We start from the raw sequence: 15,552 nt of genomic DNA, 5'->3' as shown, positions 1-15,552 counted from the left end.
CTCAACCCCCTGCAATAACCTGAAAAAGCAGGATCTGGTCGCCTTCCTGCACGATTTGTTGCCGCCACTGCTCGCGTGGCAGGATCTGCTGATTGAGCGCCAGCGCCACGCCCGGTTTAAGCTGATTGAGTTGCGTGAGCAGCTCACTGACGGTTTGCCCTTCGGCGCACTGCATCGGCTCGTCATTGAATTGAATTTGCATGTCGCCCTCCGCATACCGGACAGCCGCTGGCACGACGCAGCGCCAGGCTGCGCCACTGGCTGGTTTTACCGTCAAAGAGGCGTAGCTCGCCGCTCGGCGTTTCCATCCCGCTGAGTAATTTAATCGCCTCCAGCGCCTGCAAGGTGCCCATCACGCCAACAACCGGTCCGACGATACCGGCGGTACGGCAGTTGCGTTCAGGCTCGACATCGTCCGGCCACAGGCAGCGGTAACAGCCTTGTTCCCACGGTGGCGTGAGGACCATTAGCTGGCCGCCAAAGCCGACGGCGCTGGCGGAAATTAACGGAGTGTTGAGCGCCACGCAGGCGGCGTTAATTTCCTGGCGCGTGGCCATGTTATCGGTACAGTCGAGCACTACGTCGGCTCGCGCGACCGCGTTTTTAAGCACATCGCCAGTCAGACGTTGTTGCAATACGATCAGCTCGCTACCGGGGTTGAGCTGCGCCAGCCGTAGCTTTGCCGCCTGCGCCTTCGGGTGGGCGATATCGTCGGTGGTGAACAGAATTTGCCGCTGGAGATTGCTCAAGTGAACATCGTCATCATCCGCCAGCGTCAGTGTGCCGATGCCTGCTCCTGCCAGATACAGCGCGGCAGGCGAGCCTAACCCGCCTAAACCTACGATCAGTACATGACTCGCGAGCAGCTTTTGCTGGCCTTCAATGGCGATATCGCCGAGCAGGATTTGCCGGCTGTAGCGCATAAAATCGCGGTCATTCATCGCCAACTCCCGCAATATCCAGTAACTGCGCGGTAGCGGCGCGCCAGTCGGCGGCCTGAGTAATGGCGCTAACCACAGCCACGCTGCCGACGCCGGTCGCCAGTACCGCTGGGGCGCGTTCAAGGCTGATGCCGCCAATTGCCACGGTCGGGTAATCCGCCAGTCGTTCAATATGACTGGCCAACTGCGCCAGCCCCTGTGGGGCGGAAGGCATCTGCTTGGTTTGCGTCGGGAAGACGTGGCCGAGTGCGATATAAGAAGGCTTAGCGGCGAGCGCGATGTCTATCTCCATATCATCGTGAGTGGATACGCCCAGGCGTAGCCCCGCCGCCTGAATCGCCTCCAAGTCGGTGGTTTCAAGGTCTTCCTGGCCCAGATGCACGCCGTAAGCGCGGTGCTTAATTGCCAGACGCCAGTAATCGTTGATAAACAGGCGGGCGTCATAACGACGCCCCAGTGCGATAGCGGCGATAACGTCGGATTCTACCTCTTCATCGCGTTTATCTTTGATACGCAGCTGGATGGTGCGTACGCCCGCCTCCAGTAGACGCTCAATCCATGCAACGCTATCCACCACCGGGTAAAGCCCGAGGCAGAACGGCACGGTTGGGAAATCAGGCTGATACATCAGGCCTCCTCCCGCTTGAGATAAATTTCGCCGCCTTTGGCGCGGAAGTTTTCCGACATATTCGCCATCCCCACTTCAATGGTTTGCGCGGCGGCGTAGTCACGGACTTCCTGGCTGATTTTCATCGAGCAGAACTTTGGCCCGCACATGGAACAGAAGTGAGCGACCTTACCGGACTCCTGCGGCAGGGTTTCATCGTGATAAGCGCGGGCGGTGAACGGGTCGAGCGCGAGGTTAAACTGATCTTCCCAGCGGAATTCGAAGCGCGCTTTCGACATCGCGTTATCGCGGATCTGCGCGCCCGGATGGCCTTTGGCTAAATCCGCGGCGTGGGCGGCGATTTTGTAGGTGATTAGCCCCTGCTTCACATCTTCTTTGTTCGGCAGGCCGAGGTGTTCTTTCGGCGTCACATAACACAGCATCGCGCAGCCGAACCAGCCGATCATCGCGGCACCGATCCCGGAGGTGAAGTGGTCATAGCCCGGCGCGATGTCGGTGGTCAACGGCCCCAAAGTGTAGAACGGCGCTTCGTGGCAGCTCTCCAGCTCTTCGGTCATGTTGCGCTGAATCATATGCATCGGCACGTGGCCCGGGCCTTCAATCATCACCTGCACGTCGTATTCCCAGGCTATTTTGGTCAATTCGCCCAGCGTATGCAGCTCGGAGAACTGCGCTTCGTCGTTGGCGTCCTGAATGGAGCCGGGGCGCAGGCCGTCGCCCAGCGACAGGGAAACGTCGTAGGCGGCGCAGATTTCACAAATCTCGCGGAAATGTTCGAACAGGAAGTTCTCTTTGTGATGGGAGAGGCACCATTTCGCCATGATTGAACCGCCGCGTGAGACAATGCCGGTCAGGCGCTTGGCGGTCATCGGCACGTAGCGCAGCAGCACGCCCGCGTGAATGGTGAAGTAGTCGACGCCCTGTTCGGCCTGCTCCAGCAGCGTGTCGTGGAACGCTTCCCAGGTAAGATCCTCGGCGATCCCGTTGACCTTCTCCAGCGCCTGGTAGATCGGCACCGTGCCGATTGGTACCGGGCTGTTACGCAGGATCCACTCACGGGTTTCGTGAATATAGCGGCCGGTGGAGAGGTCCATCACCGTGTCCGCGCCCCAGCGGGTCGACCACACCAGTTTTTCCACCTCTTCTTCGATGGAGGAGGTGACCGCCGAGTTGCCGATGTTGGCATTCACTTTGACCAGGAAGTTGCGGCCGATAATCATCGGCTCGGATTCCGGGTGGTTGATGTTGGCGGGAATAATCGCGCGGCCCGCGGCGACTTCATCACGCACGAATTCCGGCGTAATGTTTTCCGGCAGGCGCGCGCCAAAGCTCATCCCCGGATGCTGGTGGCGCAGCACTTCACTGCGAATGCGCTCGCGGCCCATATTTTCACGGATGGCGATGAACTCCATTTCGGGAGTGACGATCCCCTGGCGGGCATAATGAAGTTGCGTCACGCGGTGTCCGGCTTTGGCGCGTTTTGGCGTCAGCAGACCGGTAAAACGCAGATCGTCCAGGCCATCGTCGGCCAGACGTTCTCTGGTGTAAGCCGAGCTACGGTCGTCTAATTCTTCGCTATCGTTACGTGCGTCAATCCATGGCTGGCGCAGTTTCGCCAGACCCTGCTGGACGTTAATCGCCACCTCAGGATCGCCATAGGGGCCGGAGGTGTCGTACACCGGCACGGCTTCGTTCTCTTCAAACTGCGGGTTGTCTTTGCTGCCGCCGATGAGCGTTGGGCTAAGTTGAATTTCGCGCATCGGTACGCGAATATCATGCTGCGAACCGGTCACGTAGATGCGTTTCGAGTTGGGAAAGGCAGTCCCTTCCAGCGTATCGATAAAATGCTGGGCTTTAGCGCGCTGCTCGCGGCGGGTTAACGTTGTTGTAGACATAGCTCATTCCAAAAAATTAAGGACGTGGCTTGTCAGACGACGGATGGAGTAATGGATGTGCGCCGCCCGTAAAGGCAGCAGCATAAAGCAGAATTACTCTTGTTCCCTTCGCAGGTATTAACCTGATCAGGTTCCGCGGATCCCGAATTAACGGTCTCAGCCTTTTCCACTTCATCCTTCGCGCTGCCTCTTCGTTGGCTTCGTCCGCTCACTCCAGTCACTTACTTATGTAAGCTCCTGGAGATTCACCGACTTGCCGCCTTGACGCATCACGAACGCTTTTGTGGAAAATTAGCACTCCGACAAGATAACCGCCCCTCCGAAGAGGGGGCTGAAGTAAACTACCCGTTACTCGCGCAGAACTCAAGCGGGACGTTTGACTCTGGCGCCGTCGTGCATCGCGTCAAACACCAGCATAATCAGCTTGTCTTCCAGCACAAAGCGGGCTTCCAGCGCTTCGCCGATATCTGACAGAGCTTGTTGAAATTCGAGACAATTATCGTGATCGATGGCAGTTTCCAGGCTGGTGTCGTAATAATCCATAATGCGCTGCGTATTATCTTCCAGCAGCGGCCAGATTTTTGCCGCATGTAAAAGCTGACCGTTTCCTTCCAATTTATGGAGAATACGTTCATAAATACTGAAGTGCCCGGCGGAAAGGTAATCGACCAGGCTCTGACAAAAATCATCCAGCGCTTTTTCATTCAGCCGCATGTACGATTCTTTGCCAGGCTTAATGCCAACCAGATTGTAGTAAGCCACGAGCAGGTGCTTACGTACATCCAGCCAGCGATCGACCAGTTTGTTGCTTCCGCCAACGCGCTCCGTCAGGTTTTCCAGCTGGTTTAGCATGATTGTCTCCGCAAGTTAGATAAAGGCTGCTCGCCATGAATGTAAAAATAATGTTAACAACATGCCAGTGAAGCAAAGGTAGTGCAAGAGCTATGGATCGTATAATTGAAAAATTAGAGAGTGGCTGGTGGATCGTCAGCCATGAACAAAAATTATGGTTGCCGTATGGGGAATTACCACACGGGCTGGCGGCAAATTTCGATCTTGTGGGGCAGCGCGCACTCCGGATAGGTGAATGGCAAGGCGAGCCCGTCTGGCTGGTGTTACAGCATCGACGCCATGATATGGGATCGGTTCGCCAGGTTATCGATCAGGATGCCGGGTTGTTCCAACTGGCGGGACGTGGCGTACAGTTGGCGGAGTTTTACCGATCGCATAAATTTTGCGGCTATTGCGGGCACCCTATGCACCCGAGTAAAACCGAATGGGCGATGCTGTGCAGCCATTGCCGCGAACGCTACTATCCGCAAATCGCCCCCTGCATTATTGTTGCCATTCGCCGTGAGGATTCCATCCTGCTGGCCCAGCACGTTCGCCACCGCAACGGCGTGCATACGGTACTGGCCGGGTTTGTTGAAGTCGGCGAAACCTTAGAACAGGCGGTCGCGCGAGAGGTAATGGAGGAGAGCGGCATTAAGGTGAAAAATCTGCGCTATGTGACTTCCCAGCCGTGGCCTTTTCCGCAGTCGTTGATGACCGCTTTTATGGCGGAGTATGACAGCGGCGAGATTGTCATCGACCCGAAAGAACTGTTGGAAGCAAATTGGTACCGTTATGACGATCTGCCGCTACTACCGCCGCCGGGCACCGTCGCGCGCCGTTTGATCGAAGATACGGTGGCAATGTGTCGGGCTGAATATGATTGACATGTTACACTGGGCGCATCAACGCTAAAGGAATGTAAAAATGACCGAACTCAAAAACGATCGTTATCTACGTGCGCTGCTGCGCCAGCCCGTTGATGTTACGCCAGTGTGGATGATGCGCCAGGCGGGCCGTTATCTACCGGAGTACAAAGCCACTCGCGCTCAGGCGGGCGATTTTATGTCGCTGTGCAAAAATGCCGAACTGGCCTGCGAGGTCACTTTACAGCCGCTGCGCCGTTATCCGCTTGATGCGGCGATCCTTTTCTCGGATATCCTGACGGTTCCGGACGCGATGGGCCTGGGGCTCTATTTTGAAGCCGGGGAAGGCCCGCGCTTTACGGCCCCTGTCACCTGCAAAGCCGATGTCGATAAGCTGCCTATTCCCGATCCGGAGGATGAACTGGGCTACGTGATGAATGCGGTACGGACCATTCGCCGCGAACTAAAAGGCGAGGTTCCGCTGATTGGCTTTTCCGGCAGCCCGTGGACGCTGGCGACTTACATGGTGGAAGGCGGCAGTAGCAAAGCCTTCACGGTGATTAAAAAGATGATGTACGCCGACCCGCAGGCGTTGCATCTGCTGCTGGATAAGTTGGCGAAAAGCGTCACGCTGTACCTCAACGCGCAAATCAAAGCGGGCGCGCAGTCGGTGATGATTTTCGACACCTGGGGCGGCGTGCTGACTGGCCGCGATTACCAGCAATTCTCCCTCTACTACATGCATAAAATCGTCGATGGCCTGCTGCGTGAAAACGACGGTCGCCGCGTGCCGGTAACGCTGTTCACTAAAGGTGGCGGTCAGTGGCTGGAGGCGATGGCGGAAACCGGCTGCGACGCGCTGGGTCTCGACTGGACGACAGATATCGCCGATGCGCGCCGTCGCGTCGGCCATAAAGTGGCGCTGCAGGGCAATATGGATCCCTCGATGCTGTATGCGCCGCCGGCACGGATCGAAGACGAGGTAGCGACTATACTTGCTGGTTTCGGTCAGGGAGAAGGGCACGTCTTTAACCTTGGACATGGCATCCATCAGGATGTGCCGCCAGAACATGCTGGCGCATTTGTGGAGGCAGTGCACCGACTTTCTGCGCAGTATCACAGCTAAGGAGTTAGTATGGATCTCGCGTCGCTACGCGCTCAACAGATAGAACTTGCTTCATCGGTTTGCCGCGAAGATCGGTTGGACAAAGATCCGCCAGCGTTTATCGGCGGGGCGGACGTCGGTTTTGAGCAGGGCGGCGAGGTGACGCGGGCGGCGATGGTATTGCTGAAATATCCGTCGCTTGAGCTGGTAGAGTACAAGGTGGCGCGTATTGCCACCACCATGCCGTATATCCCCGGCTTTCTCTCTTTTCGTGAATATCCTGCGCTGCTGGCGGCGTGGGAACAGCTCTCGCAAAAGCCCGATTTGCTGTTTGTGGACGGTCACGGTATTTCGCATCCGCGTCGGCTTGGCGTCGCCAGTCATTTTGGACTGTTGGTGGACGTGCCAACCATCGGTGTGGCGAAAAAACGGCTGTGCGGTAAATTTGAACCACTTTCCGCCGAACCTGGCGCACTTAGCCCCTTAATGGATAAAGGCGAGCAACTGGCGTGGGTATGGCGCAGCAAGGCGCGCTGTAATCCGCTGTTTATCGCGACGGGGCACCGGGTCAGTACTGACAGCGCGCTGGCGTGGGTACAGCGCTGTATGAAAGGGTATCGCCTGCCGGAGCCGACGCGCTGGGCGGATGCCGTCGCTTCCGGGCGTCCGGCGTTTGTTCGTTGGCAAGAAATTCAGCGCTGATTCAGGTAAACTGCCGCTAATTTCCGATTCGAGATTCCATCATGTTACAAAACCCGATTCATTTGCGTCTGGAGCGGCTGGAAAGCTGGCAGCACGTTACCTTTATGGCCTGCTTGTGCGAGCGCATGTACCCGAACTACGCCATGTTTTGCAAGCAGACGGAATTCGGCGACGGACAGATCTACCGTCGCATTCTGGATCTGATCTGGGAAACCCTGACGGTGAAAGATGCAAAGGTCAATTTCGATAGCCAACTGGAGAAGTTTGAAGAGGCAATTCCGGCAGCTGACGACTATGATCTGTACGGCGTTTACCCGGCGATTGATGCCTGCGTCGCATTAAGCGAATTAATGCATTCTCGCCTTAGCGGCGAAACGCTGGAACACGCTATTGAGGTTAGTAAGACTTCCATTACTACGGTAGCGATGTTGGAAATGACTCAGGCTGGTCGGGAAATGACCGATGAGGAGCTCAAAACGAACCCTGCCGTTGAACAGGAATGGGATATTCAGTGGGAAATATTCCGACTTTTAGCCGACTGCGAAGAACGCGATATTGAACTGATAAAAGGGCTCAGGGCAGACCTGCGCGAGGCTGGTGAGAGCAATATCGGTATAAATTTTCAGCAATGACACCAGAAAACGTGATTTAACGTCTGATTTGTCGTGCCATAAGGCTTCCCTTCTGCCCCCCGTCTGGTCTACATTTGGGAGGCGAAAAAAAGTGGCTATCGGTGCGTGTATGCAGGAGAGTGCTTTTCTGGCATTTCCGTCGCACTCGATGCTTAGCAAGCGATAAACACATTGTAAGGATAACTTATGAACAAGACTCAACTGATTGATGTAATTGCAGACAAAGCAGAACTGTCCAAAACCCAGGCTAAAGCTGCTCTGGAATCCACTCTGGCTGCTATTACTGAGTCTCTGAAAGAAGGCGATGCTGTACAACTGGTTGGTTTCGGTACCTTCAAAGTGAACCACCGTGCTGAGCGCACTGGCCGTAACCCACAGACCGGTAAAGAAATCAAAATCGCCGCCGCTAACGTACCGGCGTTTGTTTCTGGTAAAGCTCTGAAAGACGCAGTTAAGTAAGACGCGTAGCTGTGAACAGTTTTATCGAAGGGGCTCGTCAGCCCCTTTTGTCTGTCTGGCGTCGCGCGTTTCTGTTTTCTGGCGCGCTGTTGCTGACTGCCTGCAGTCATAACGCTTCACCGCCTCCGTTTACTGCCAGCGGCTTTGCCGGCGATCACGGCGCGGTGCGTATCTGGCGTAAAGATACGAACGATGAAGTCCATCTGCTTTCTGTTTTTAGCCCGTGGCATAGCGGCAGCACGACGACCAGCGAATATCGTTGGCAGGGTGATACGCTTTCGCTTATTGAACTCAATATTTACAGCAAACCGCCAGAACATATTCGCGCGCGTTTCGACGCTCATGGCGAACTCAGTTTTATGCAGCGTGAAGTCGGGGGGCAGAAGCAGCAGCTTTCCAACGATCAGATTGCCTTGTATCGCTATCGCGCCGAACAAATCCGTCAGACCAGCGACGCCTTGCGCCTGGGGCGGGTCATACTACGCCAGGGACGCTGGCACGCCGACCATACGGTAACCACCTGTGAAGGTGAAACGCTGAAACCGGATCTGGATTCCTGGGCAATAAGCCACATTGAGCGCCGCCAGAACCACTCATCGGTAGAGGTGAGCGTAGCATGGCTGGAGGCGCCGGAAGGATCGCAACTTTTGCTGGTGGCGAATTCAGATTTCTGTCACTGGCAGCCGCAAGCGAAAACCTTTTGATGGAATACCGAATGGCGAAGCCGCCATTCGGCAAACATGCTTTACCAGTTTCCCATACCCATATGACCGCCGCTGCGATGATAACCGCCGCCATAGCCGCCGCAACCGCCATAGCCCATTCCTGCGCCGCGTGGTATGCCAGCCTGCGCCATCGCGACATCCCGTTTCACGCGTTGCTCATCTAACTTCTGGCCTAATGACTCCATCTCTTTGGCAACCGCGTTAATTTTCGCAGTATCCGGCGAACTGGCGGTCAGTAGCGCGTTGTATTCATAACGTTTGGATATTAGTTGCTGGCGCAGCGCGCTGGTCTGCGTATAGTAATCATCATAAATCTTCTGCGCCGTCGCCTGCTGTTCCGTAGTTAACGGGCTACCTCCCTGTTGCCACATACCGTCATTGTTGCCCCAGTGATGCCCGGCGAAGGCGGCGCCGGAGCTCAGGGCCAAAAGAGAGAGGGCGATTAGCGCGATAGCTGATTTATTGTTCCGTTTCATTTTGCGTTCTCCTGTTGCTCATCTTATCCTCTCTCTTGCATCTTCCGTGCCAGGTAACTATTCCTTGTCGGGCAGCGAGTTAACCCGCTTCAGGCGGCAAAAAGCGAGTAAAAATGACTCGCATAACCCGCCTGGCGAGTCATTTTTACCCATCCGTATCCGAAAGGGTGTGCGACAACGCGCGGTTATGCGGAGCGAAGAATGGCATGATCTCTGCTTAAGTAAGGAAAATAAAAACGAGCCGGGGAAGCCTGTGAGTTTTATACGATTACATAAAGATGCCGCTGCAACGTGGTTGAGTCGACTGTTACCTGTGGCGATCTTCATTCTGGTGGGGCTATTTTCCATTATGGTCATTCGCGACTATGGCCGTGAGAGCGCTGCCGCCAGGCAGACGCTGCTGGAAAAGGGAAATGTACTCATTCGCGCTCTGGAGTCCGGCACGCGAGTAGGTATGGGAATGCGGATGCATCACGCGCAGCAGCAGACATTGCTGGAAGAGATGGCGGGTCAGCCAGGCGTGTTGTGGTTCGCCGTAACGGATGCGCAGGGGGTAATCATCACTCATAGCAACCCTGGCATGGTGGGCAAATCGCTCTATTCCGCATCTGAAATGCATCAACTAAACCCCGGGCCGCAGGAGCGTTGGCGGCGTGTCGACGTTGCTGCTAACGGCGAGACGGTGCCTGCGCTGGAAATTTACCGTCAGTTCCAGCCGCTTTTCGGTATGAGAGGTCACGGTATGAGGGGGCACGGCATGGCGCGTAGCGCCAATGACGACGAACCAGAGAAACAAACTATTTTTATTGCCTTTGACGCCAGCGAGCTGGCCGCGACACAGGCAAGGGAGTGGCGTAATACGCTGATTGTTTTGTCTGCGTTAGCGGCGGTGCTGTTGGCAACGTTACTGGCGTTTTTTTGGCATCAGCGTTATCAGCGCTCGCACAGAGAACTGCTTGATGCAATGAAGCGTAAAGAAAAGCTGGTGGCGATGGGGCATCTGGCGGCGGGCGTCGCGCACGAAATTCGTAACCCGCTCTCGTCCATCAAAGGGCTGGCGAAATACTTTGCCGAGCGCACGCCAGCCGGCGGCGAGTCGCATGAACTGGCGCAGGTGATGGCCAAAGAGGCCGACCGTTTGAACCGGGTGGTAAGCGAATTGCTCGAACTGGTAAAGCCCGCGCATCTGACGCTCCAGGCGGTTAACCTCAATGATATTATTACTCACTCCCTGAATCTGGTCAGTCAGGATGCCCAAAGCAGAGAGATTCAGTTGAGATTCACGGCGAATGAGACGCTTAAGCGTATTCAGGCTGACCCGGACAGGCTGACTCAGGTGCTGTTGAATCTGTACCTGAACGCTATTCATGCGATTGGCCGCCAGGGAACGATTAGCGTAGAGGCAAAAGAAAGTGGGACCGACCGCGTTATCATCACTGTTACCGATAGCGGGAAAGGGATCGCCCCGGATCAGCTGGAGGCGATTTTTACACCTTATTTTACGACCAAAGCTGACGGGACAGGCCTGGGGCTGGCGGTGGTGCAAAATATCATCGAACAGCATGGCGGCGCGATTAAGGTGAAAAGTATTGAGGGTAAAGGCGCGGTCTTTACTATCTGGTTGCCAGTGATAGCGAGACAACAGGATTAACAAGGGTGATACGCGGAAAAATCGATATTCTGGTTGTGGATGATGATGTAAGCCACTGCACGATTTTACAGGCGCTGCTTCGGGGCTGGGGCTATAACGTCGCTCTGGCCTACAGTGGGCATGATGCGTTGGCTCAGGTGCGTGAGAAAGTCTTTGATCTGGTACTGTGCGATGTGCGTATGGCGGAGATGGACGGTATCGCCACGCTGAAGGAGATTAAAGCGCTCAACCCCGCCATCCCGATTTTGATTATGACGGCATTCTCCAGCGTGGAAACGGCGGTAGAGGCGTTGAAAGCCGGCGCGCTCGACTATTTAATTAAACCGCTGGATTTTGACCGTCTGCAGGAGACGCTGGAAAAGGCGTTGGCGCATACGCGGGAAACGGGCGCTGAATTGCCATCGGCGTCGGCTGCGCAGTTTGGCATGATTGGCAGCAGTCCGGCGATGCAACATTTACTGAATGAAATCGCGATGGTCGCACCATCAGACGCCACGGTATTGATTCACGGAGACTCCGGCACGGGTAAAGAGCTGGTGGCGCGGGCGCTACACGCCTGTAGCGCCAGGAGCGACAAACCGCTGGTCACGCTCAACTGCGCGGCGCTTAATGAATCGCTGCTGGAGTCTGAGCTGTTCGGCCACGAAAAAGGCGCGTTTACCGGCGCGGATAAACGGCGGGAAGGGCGTTTTGTTGAAGCGGACGGCGGCACGTTATTTCTGGATGAGATTGGTGATATCACACCGCTGATGCAGGTACGGTTGCTGCGTGCAATACAGGAACGCGAAGTGCAGCGCGTGGGAAGTAACCAGACGATATCTGTGGATGTTCGGTTAATTGCCGCTACCCACCGCGACCTGGCGGAAGAGGTGAGTGCTGGTCGTTTTCGCCAGGATCTCTATTACCGCCTGAATGTGGTGGCGATTGAAATGCCTTCTTTGCGCCAGCGTCGGGAAGATATTCCGCTACTGGCAGACCATTTTCTGCGGCGTTTTGCCGAACGTAACCGAAAAGCGGTGAAGGGGTTTACGCCGCAGGCGATGGATCTGCTGATCCACTACGACTGGCCGGGCAATATCCGTGAGCTGGAAAACGCTATCGAGCGGGCGGTGGTGTTGCTGACGGGAGAATACATTTCTGAACGCGAATTGCCTCTCGCTATTGCCGCGACGCCGATAAAAACGGAATACAGTGGTGAGATCCAACCGCTGGTGGACGTCGAAAAAGAGGTGATTCTGGCTGCGCTGGAAAAAACGGGCGGCAACAAAACCGAAGCCGCCCGTCAATTGGGCATTACGCGCAAAACGCTGCTGGCTAAACTCAGCCGTTAGTTCTGTTCACGCTCGATGGCGCGCCAGCCGATGTCGTTACGGCTGAAGCTGCCGTCCCAGCGGATGTCGGTCATCAGGGCGTAAGCGCGTTTCTGCGCTTCGGCCACGGTGTGGCCCAGCGCGGTGGCGCACAGGACGCGTCCGCCGCTGGTCAACACGCGGTCGTCATCGGCGAGTTTGGTGCCCGCGTGGAAAACCTTACCGTCAGCCACTTCTTCCAGCGGCAGACCGTGGATCTCGTCGCCGGTGCTGTAGCTGCCCGGATAACCGCCCGAGGCGATCACCACGCCTAATGAAGCGCGTTCGTCCCACTCGGAGGTTTTCTCATCCAGCTTGCCGTCGCAGGCGGCCAGGCAAAGATCCACCAGATCCGATTTCATGCGCAGCATGATCGGCTGGGTTTCCGGATCGCCGAAGCGGCAGTTGAACTCGATCACTTTTGGGTTGCCCTGCTTGTCGATCATCAGACCCGCGTACAGGAAGCCGGTATAGGTATTCCCTTCTGCCGCCATGCCTTTCACGGTTGGCCAGATGATCCGTTCCATGGTGCGCTGGTGGACTTCATCGGTCACCACTGGAGCCGGAGAGTAAGCCCCCATGCCGCCGGTGTTCGGGCCGGTATCGCCGTTGCCCACGCGTTTGTGGTCCTGGCTGGTAGCCATCGGCAGAACGTGCTCGCCGTCGACCATCACGATAAAGCTTGCTTCCTCGCCGTCGAGGAACTCTTCAATCACGATGCGGTGACCCGCGTCGCCAAAGGCGTTACCGGCCAGCATATCGTGTACGGCAGCTTCTGCTTCTTCCAGCGTCATCGCCACGATAACGCCTTTACCGGCGGCCAGACCATCGGCCTTGATGACGATCGGCGCGCCTTTCTCACGCAGATAAGCCAGGGCTGGCTCAATCTCGGTGAAATTCTGGTATTCCGCCGTCGGAATCTGGTGACGAGCGAGGAAATCTTTGGTGAACGCTTTGGAGCCTTCCAGTTGCGCGGCCCCTTCGGTTGGGCCAAAGATCTTCAGACCAGCGGCGCGGAATGCATCGACCACGCCAATCACCAGCGGCGCTTCCGGGCCGACGATGGTCAGATCGATCTTCTCGTTCTGGGCAAAGTTCAGCAGTGCCGGAATATCGGTGACGCCGATAGCCACGTTCTGCAACGCTGGCTCCAGCGCGGTACCGGCGTTACCCGGTGCGACAAAAACGGTATCAACCAGCGGCGACTGTGCGGCTTTCCAGGCCAGCGCGTGTTCGCGCCCGCCGTTACCAATGACTAAAACTTTCATCGTCTGCTCCCTGAATTAATGGCGGAAGTGGCGCATGTCGGTGAAGATCATCGCAATGCCGTGTTCATCGGCAGCGGCAATGACTTCATCATCACGGATAGAACCGCCAGGCTGGATCACACAGCTCACGCCAACGGCGGCAGCGGCATCAATACCGTCACGGAACGGGAAGAACGCGTCGGAGGCCATCGCGGAACCTTTCACTTCCAGACCTTCGTCAGCCGCTTTAATGCCAGCGATTTTCGCGGAGTACACGCGGCTCATCTGGCCTGCGCCTATACCGATAGTCATGTTCTCTTTCGCATACACAATGGCGTTGGATTTCACGAACTTGGCGACCTTCCAGCAGAACAGCGCATCGCGCAGTTCCTGCTCAGTCGGCTGGCGTTTAGAGACCACGCGCAGTTCAGCTTCGCTCACCATACCCAGATCCCTGTCTTGAACCAGCAGGCCGCCGTTAACGCGTTTGAAATCCAGGCCCGGAACACGCTCGCCCCACTGACCGCAGGTCAGAACACGGACGTTCTGCTTGGCCGCGGTGATTTTCAGCGCTTCTTCGCTTGCGGATGGGGCGATGATCACTTCCACGAACTGACGGGAGATGATGGCCTGCGCGGTTTCGGCATCCAGCTCGCGGTTGAAGGCGATAATGCCGCCGAACGCGGAGGTCGGGTCGGTTTTATAGGCGCGATCGTAAGCGTCGAGAATAGAGGTACTTACCGCCACGCCGCACGGGTTGGCGTGCTTGACGATTACGCAGGCTGGCTCGTTGAACTCTTTCACACACTCCAGCGCCGCGTCGGTATCAGCGATATTGTTGTAGGAAAGTGCTTTGCCCTGAACCTGCTGTGCGGTGGCAACGGACGCTTCTTTCACATTCTCTTCTATATAGAAGGCAGCCTGCTGGTGGCTGTTCTCGCCGTAGCGCATATCCTGCTTCTTAATGAAGTTCAGGTTCAGCGTACGCGGGAAGCGACCGGCGGCTTCTTTGCTTTCACCGTGGTAGGCCGGAACCATGCTGCCGAAGTAGTTGGCGATCATGCTGTCGTAGGCGGCGGTGTGTTCGAAGGCTTTAATCGCGAGATCGAAACGGGTGTCGAGGGTCAGAGAACCTTCGTTAGCGTCCATCTCTTTAATAATGGCGTCGTAGTCGCTGCTCTTCACCACGATGGCCACGTCTTTATGGTTCTTCGCGGCGGAGCGAACCATCGTTGGGCCGCCGATATCGATGTTCTCTACCGCATCTTCCAGCGAGCAACCTTCGCGTGCTACGGTTTCGGCGAACGGATACAGGTTAACGACAACCATATCGATAGGGGCGATGTGGTGCTGTTCCATAATGGCATCGTCCTGGCCGCGGCGACCGAGGATGCCGCCGTGGACTTTTGGATGCAGGGTCTTTACGCGTCCATCCATCATTTCCGGGAAACCGGTGTAATCGGAAACTTCGGTCACCGGCAGGCCTTTTTCTGCTAACAGGCGGGCGGTGCCCCCCGTAGACAGCAGCTCCACACCGCGTGCGGAAAGTGCCTGGGCGAATTCGATGATACCGGCCTTGTCAGAAACACTGAGCAGAGCGCGGCGGACTGGACGACGTTGTTGCATGGTAAATCCCCTGGATTTGACGATTACAGAGAGCGTTAGCTGAATTTTTCGTGAAAAACTCAGCTAACGCCCCTTATGGGGCATTCTCATTTTGCGGCGACATTGTAACGAAAACGTTTGCGCAACGCTCGCGAATTTTTCTTTTTAAATTCTGGCCCCGCTTTTATCCCTGAAAGATCGTTTGCAGAGTGAGAAGATCCAGGAAATGAACGCGCATTTTGTGGATAAGTCTGTGCGTAAATGGGTATAACCATGGGTTTTGCTGGGGAATGCAGCAAACAGTCATTTTTCTGCAATTTTTCTATTGCGGTCAGCAGAGAACTCCCTATAATGCGCCTCCATCGACACGGCGGATGTGAATCACTTCACACAAACAGCCGGTCGGTTGAAGAGAAAAATCCTGAAATTCAGGGTTGACT

16 protein-coding genes and 1 riboswitch are annotated in these 15,552 nt (G+C 56.0%); of the genes, 8 read left to right on the top strand and 8 right to left on the bottom strand.

Features of this window, described 5'->3' with window-relative positions; translation table 11 throughout:
* Position 1: 1 nt before the first annotated feature.
* The 5 genes from thiS to rsd form a co-directional block, all read right to left on the bottom strand.
* A complete protein-coding gene (thiS, locus tag ACLJR2_RS22185; RefSeq protein ID WP_001166838.1) occupies positions 2-202 on the bottom strand; it encodes a sulfur carrier protein ThiS in 201 nt (66 codons plus the stop codon).
* Complete coding sequence (locus ACLJR2_RS22180; protein WP_001535056.1) at positions 183-941, bottom strand: HesA/MoeB/ThiF family protein; 759 nt, start codon at positions 939-941, stop codon at positions 183-185. The genes thiS and ACLJR2_RS22180 overlap by 20 nt, the downstream gene beginning before the upstream one ends.
* The gene (gene thiE / locus ACLJR2_RS22175) at positions 934-1,569 is read right to left on the bottom strand and encodes a thiamine phosphate synthase (RefSeq protein ID WP_000284622.1); all 636 of its coding nucleotides are present in this window, start codon (positions 1,567-1,569) and stop codon (positions 934-936) included. Before thiE ends, ACLJR2_RS22180 begins: the two co-directional genes overlap by 8 nt.
* Entirely contained in the window at positions 1,569-3,464 is a 1,896-nt protein-coding gene (thiC, locus tag ACLJR2_RS22170) for a phosphomethylpyrimidine synthase ThiC (RefSeq protein WP_000108408.1), read from the bottom strand. Before thiC ends, thiE begins: the two co-directional genes overlap by 1 nt.
* Before the next feature lie 86 nt (positions 3,465-3,550).
* A riboswitch (TPP riboswitch) is annotated at positions 3,551-3,775 on the bottom strand.
* 52 nt (positions 3,776-3,827) lie between these two features.
* Positions 3,828-4,316 (bottom strand): sigma D regulator, encoded by a 489-nt coding sequence (gene rsd / locus ACLJR2_RS22165; RefSeq protein ID WP_000934315.1) that lies wholly within the window; start codon positions 4,314-4,316, stop codon positions 3,828-3,830.
* A gap of 92 nt (positions 4,317-4,408) precedes the next feature.
* Here rsd and nudC point away from each other — a divergent pair, with 92 nt between their 5' ends.
* The 6 genes from nudC (at position 4,409) to ACLJR2_RS22135 (ending at position 8,763) form a co-directional block, all read left to right on the top strand.
* Complete coding sequence (gene nudC, locus ACLJR2_RS22160) at positions 4,409-5,182, top strand: NAD(+) diphosphatase (RefSeq protein WP_000373958.1); 774 nt, start codon at positions 4,409-4,411, stop codon at positions 5,180-5,182.
* Between the two features lie 40 nt (positions 5,183-5,222).
* Positions 5,223-6,287 carry a uroporphyrinogen decarboxylase gene (gene hemE, locus ACLJR2_RS22155; RefSeq protein WP_000137629.1) on the top strand — a complete coding sequence of 355 codons (1,065 nt, stop codon included), beginning with the start codon at positions 5,223-5,225 and terminating at the stop codon, positions 6,285-6,287.
* 9 nt (positions 6,288-6,296) lie between these two features.
* The gene (nfi, locus tag ACLJR2_RS22150; protein WP_000362359.1) at positions 6,297-6,968 is read left to right on the top strand and encodes a deoxyribonuclease V; all 672 of its coding nucleotides are present in this window, start codon (positions 6,297-6,299) and stop codon (positions 6,966-6,968) included.
* A 41-nt stretch (positions 6,969-7,009) separates the two neighbouring features.
* Positions 7,010-7,600: a YjaG family protein gene (locus ACLJR2_RS22145; RefSeq protein ID WP_000940092.1), complete on the top strand. Its 591-nt coding sequence runs from the start codon at positions 7,010-7,012 to the stop codon at positions 7,598-7,600.
* Positions 7,601-7,786: 186 nt separating this feature from the next.
* Positions 7,787-8,059, top strand: coding sequence for a nucleoid-associated protein HU-alpha (gene hupA / locus ACLJR2_RS22140; protein ID WP_001044509.1), 273 nt, complete (start codon positions 7,787-7,789; stop codon positions 8,057-8,059).
* 11 nt (positions 8,060-8,070) lie between these two features.
* Complete coding sequence (locus ACLJR2_RS22135) at positions 8,071-8,763, top strand: DUF1481 domain-containing protein (protein WP_001083931.1); 693 nt, start codon at positions 8,071-8,073, stop codon at positions 8,761-8,763.
* A gap of 41 nt (positions 8,764-8,804) precedes the next feature.
* On the opposite strand, the gene zraP is transcribed toward ACLJR2_RS22135, so the two are convergent.
* Entirely contained in the window at positions 8,805-9,260 is a 456-nt protein-coding gene (zraP, locus tag ACLJR2_RS22130) for a zinc resistance sensor/chaperone ZraP (protein ID WP_000828130.1), read from the bottom strand.
* A gap of 253 nt (positions 9,261-9,513) precedes the next feature.
* On the opposite strand from zraP, the gene zraS reads away from it, so the two are divergent.
* Together zraS and zraR are read left to right on the top strand one after the other, a co-directional pair.
* Complete coding sequence (gene zraS / locus ACLJR2_RS22125; RefSeq protein WP_001535057.1) at positions 9,514-10,911, top strand: two-component system sensor histidine kinase ZraS; 1,398 nt, start codon at positions 9,514-9,516, stop codon at positions 10,909-10,911.
* A 5-nt stretch (positions 10,912-10,916) separates the two neighbouring features.
* Positions 10,917-12,242 carry a sigma-54-dependent response regulator transcription factor ZraR gene (gene zraR / locus ACLJR2_RS22120; RefSeq protein WP_000617936.1) on the top strand — a complete coding sequence of 442 codons (1,326 nt, stop codon included), beginning with the start codon at positions 10,917-10,919 and terminating at the stop codon, positions 12,240-12,242.
* On the opposite strand, the gene purD is transcribed toward zraR, so the two are convergent.
* Both purD and purH read right to left on the bottom strand, forming a co-directional pair.
* The gene (gene purD / locus ACLJR2_RS22115; protein ID WP_000866764.1) at positions 12,239-13,528 is read right to left on the bottom strand and encodes a phosphoribosylamine--glycine ligase; all 1,290 of its coding nucleotides are present in this window, start codon (positions 13,526-13,528) and stop codon (positions 12,239-12,241) included. The genes zraR and purD overlap by 4 nt on opposite strands.
* 15 nt (positions 13,529-13,543) lie before the next feature.
* The gene (gene purH / locus ACLJR2_RS22110) at positions 13,544-15,133 is read right to left on the bottom strand and encodes a bifunctional phosphoribosylaminoimidazolecarboxamide formyltransferase/IMP cyclohydrolase (protein ID WP_001187507.1); all 1,590 of its coding nucleotides are present in this window, start codon (positions 15,131-15,133) and stop codon (positions 13,544-13,546) included.
* Positions 15,134-15,552: the final 419 nt, after the last annotated feature.

The sequence above is a fragment of the Salmonella sp. SAL03688 genome (assembly GCF_046551895.1).
Taxonomy (GTDB): Bacteria; Pseudomonadota; Gammaproteobacteria; order Enterobacterales; family Enterobacteriaceae; genus Salmonella; species Salmonella enterica.
Note: the sequence above shows the minus strand (reverse complement) of the source record. Positions and strands in the feature narration are given on the sequence as shown.

What these genes read in the sequence shown, in the direction of transcription:
- thiS (WP_001166838.1), bottom strand. Translation starts at nt 202, where the DNA reads ATGCAAATTCAATTCAATGACGAGCCGATGCAGTGCGCCGAAGGGCAA.
- ACLJR2_RS22180 (WP_001535056.1), bottom strand. Translation starts at nt 941, where the DNA reads ATGAATGACCGCGATTTTATGCGCTACAGCCGGCAAATCCTGCTCGGC.
- thiE (WP_000284622.1), bottom strand. Translation starts at nt 1,569, where the DNA reads ATGTATCAGCCTGATTTCCCAACCGTGCCGTTCTGCCTCGGGCTTTAC.
- thiC (WP_000108408.1), bottom strand. Translation starts at nt 3,464, where the DNA reads ATGTCTACAACAACGTTAACCCGCCGCGAGCAGCGCGCTAAAGCCCAG.
- rsd (WP_000934315.1), bottom strand. Translation starts at nt 4,316, where the DNA reads ATGCTAAACCAGCTGGAAAACCTGACGGAGCGCGTTGGCGGAAGCAAC.
- nudC (WP_000373958.1), top strand. Translation starts at nt 4,409, where the DNA reads ATGGATCGTATAATTGAAAAATTAGAGAGTGGCTGGTGGATCGTCAGC.
- hemE (WP_000137629.1), top strand. Translation starts at nt 5,223, where the DNA reads ATGACCGAACTCAAAAACGATCGTTATCTACGTGCGCTGCTGCGCCAG.
- nfi (WP_000362359.1), top strand. Translation starts at nt 6,297, where the DNA reads ATGGATCTCGCGTCGCTACGCGCTCAACAGATAGAACTTGCTTCATCG.
- ACLJR2_RS22145 (WP_000940092.1), top strand. Translation starts at nt 7,010, where the DNA reads ATGTTACAAAACCCGATTCATTTGCGTCTGGAGCGGCTGGAAAGCTGG.
- hupA (WP_001044509.1), top strand. Translation starts at nt 7,787, where the DNA reads ATGAACAAGACTCAACTGATTGATGTAATTGCAGACAAAGCAGAACTG.
- zraP (WP_000828130.1), bottom strand. Translation starts at nt 9,260, where the DNA reads ATGAAACGGAACAATAAATCAGCTATCGCGCTAATCGCCCTCTCTCTT.
- purD (WP_000866764.1), bottom strand. Translation starts at nt 13,528, where the DNA reads ATGAAAGTTTTAGTCATTGGTAACGGCGGGCGCGAACACGCGCTGGCC.
- purH (WP_001187507.1), bottom strand. Translation starts at nt 15,133, where the DNA reads ATGCAACAACGTCGTCCAGTCCGCCGCGCTCTGCTCAGTGTTTCTGAC.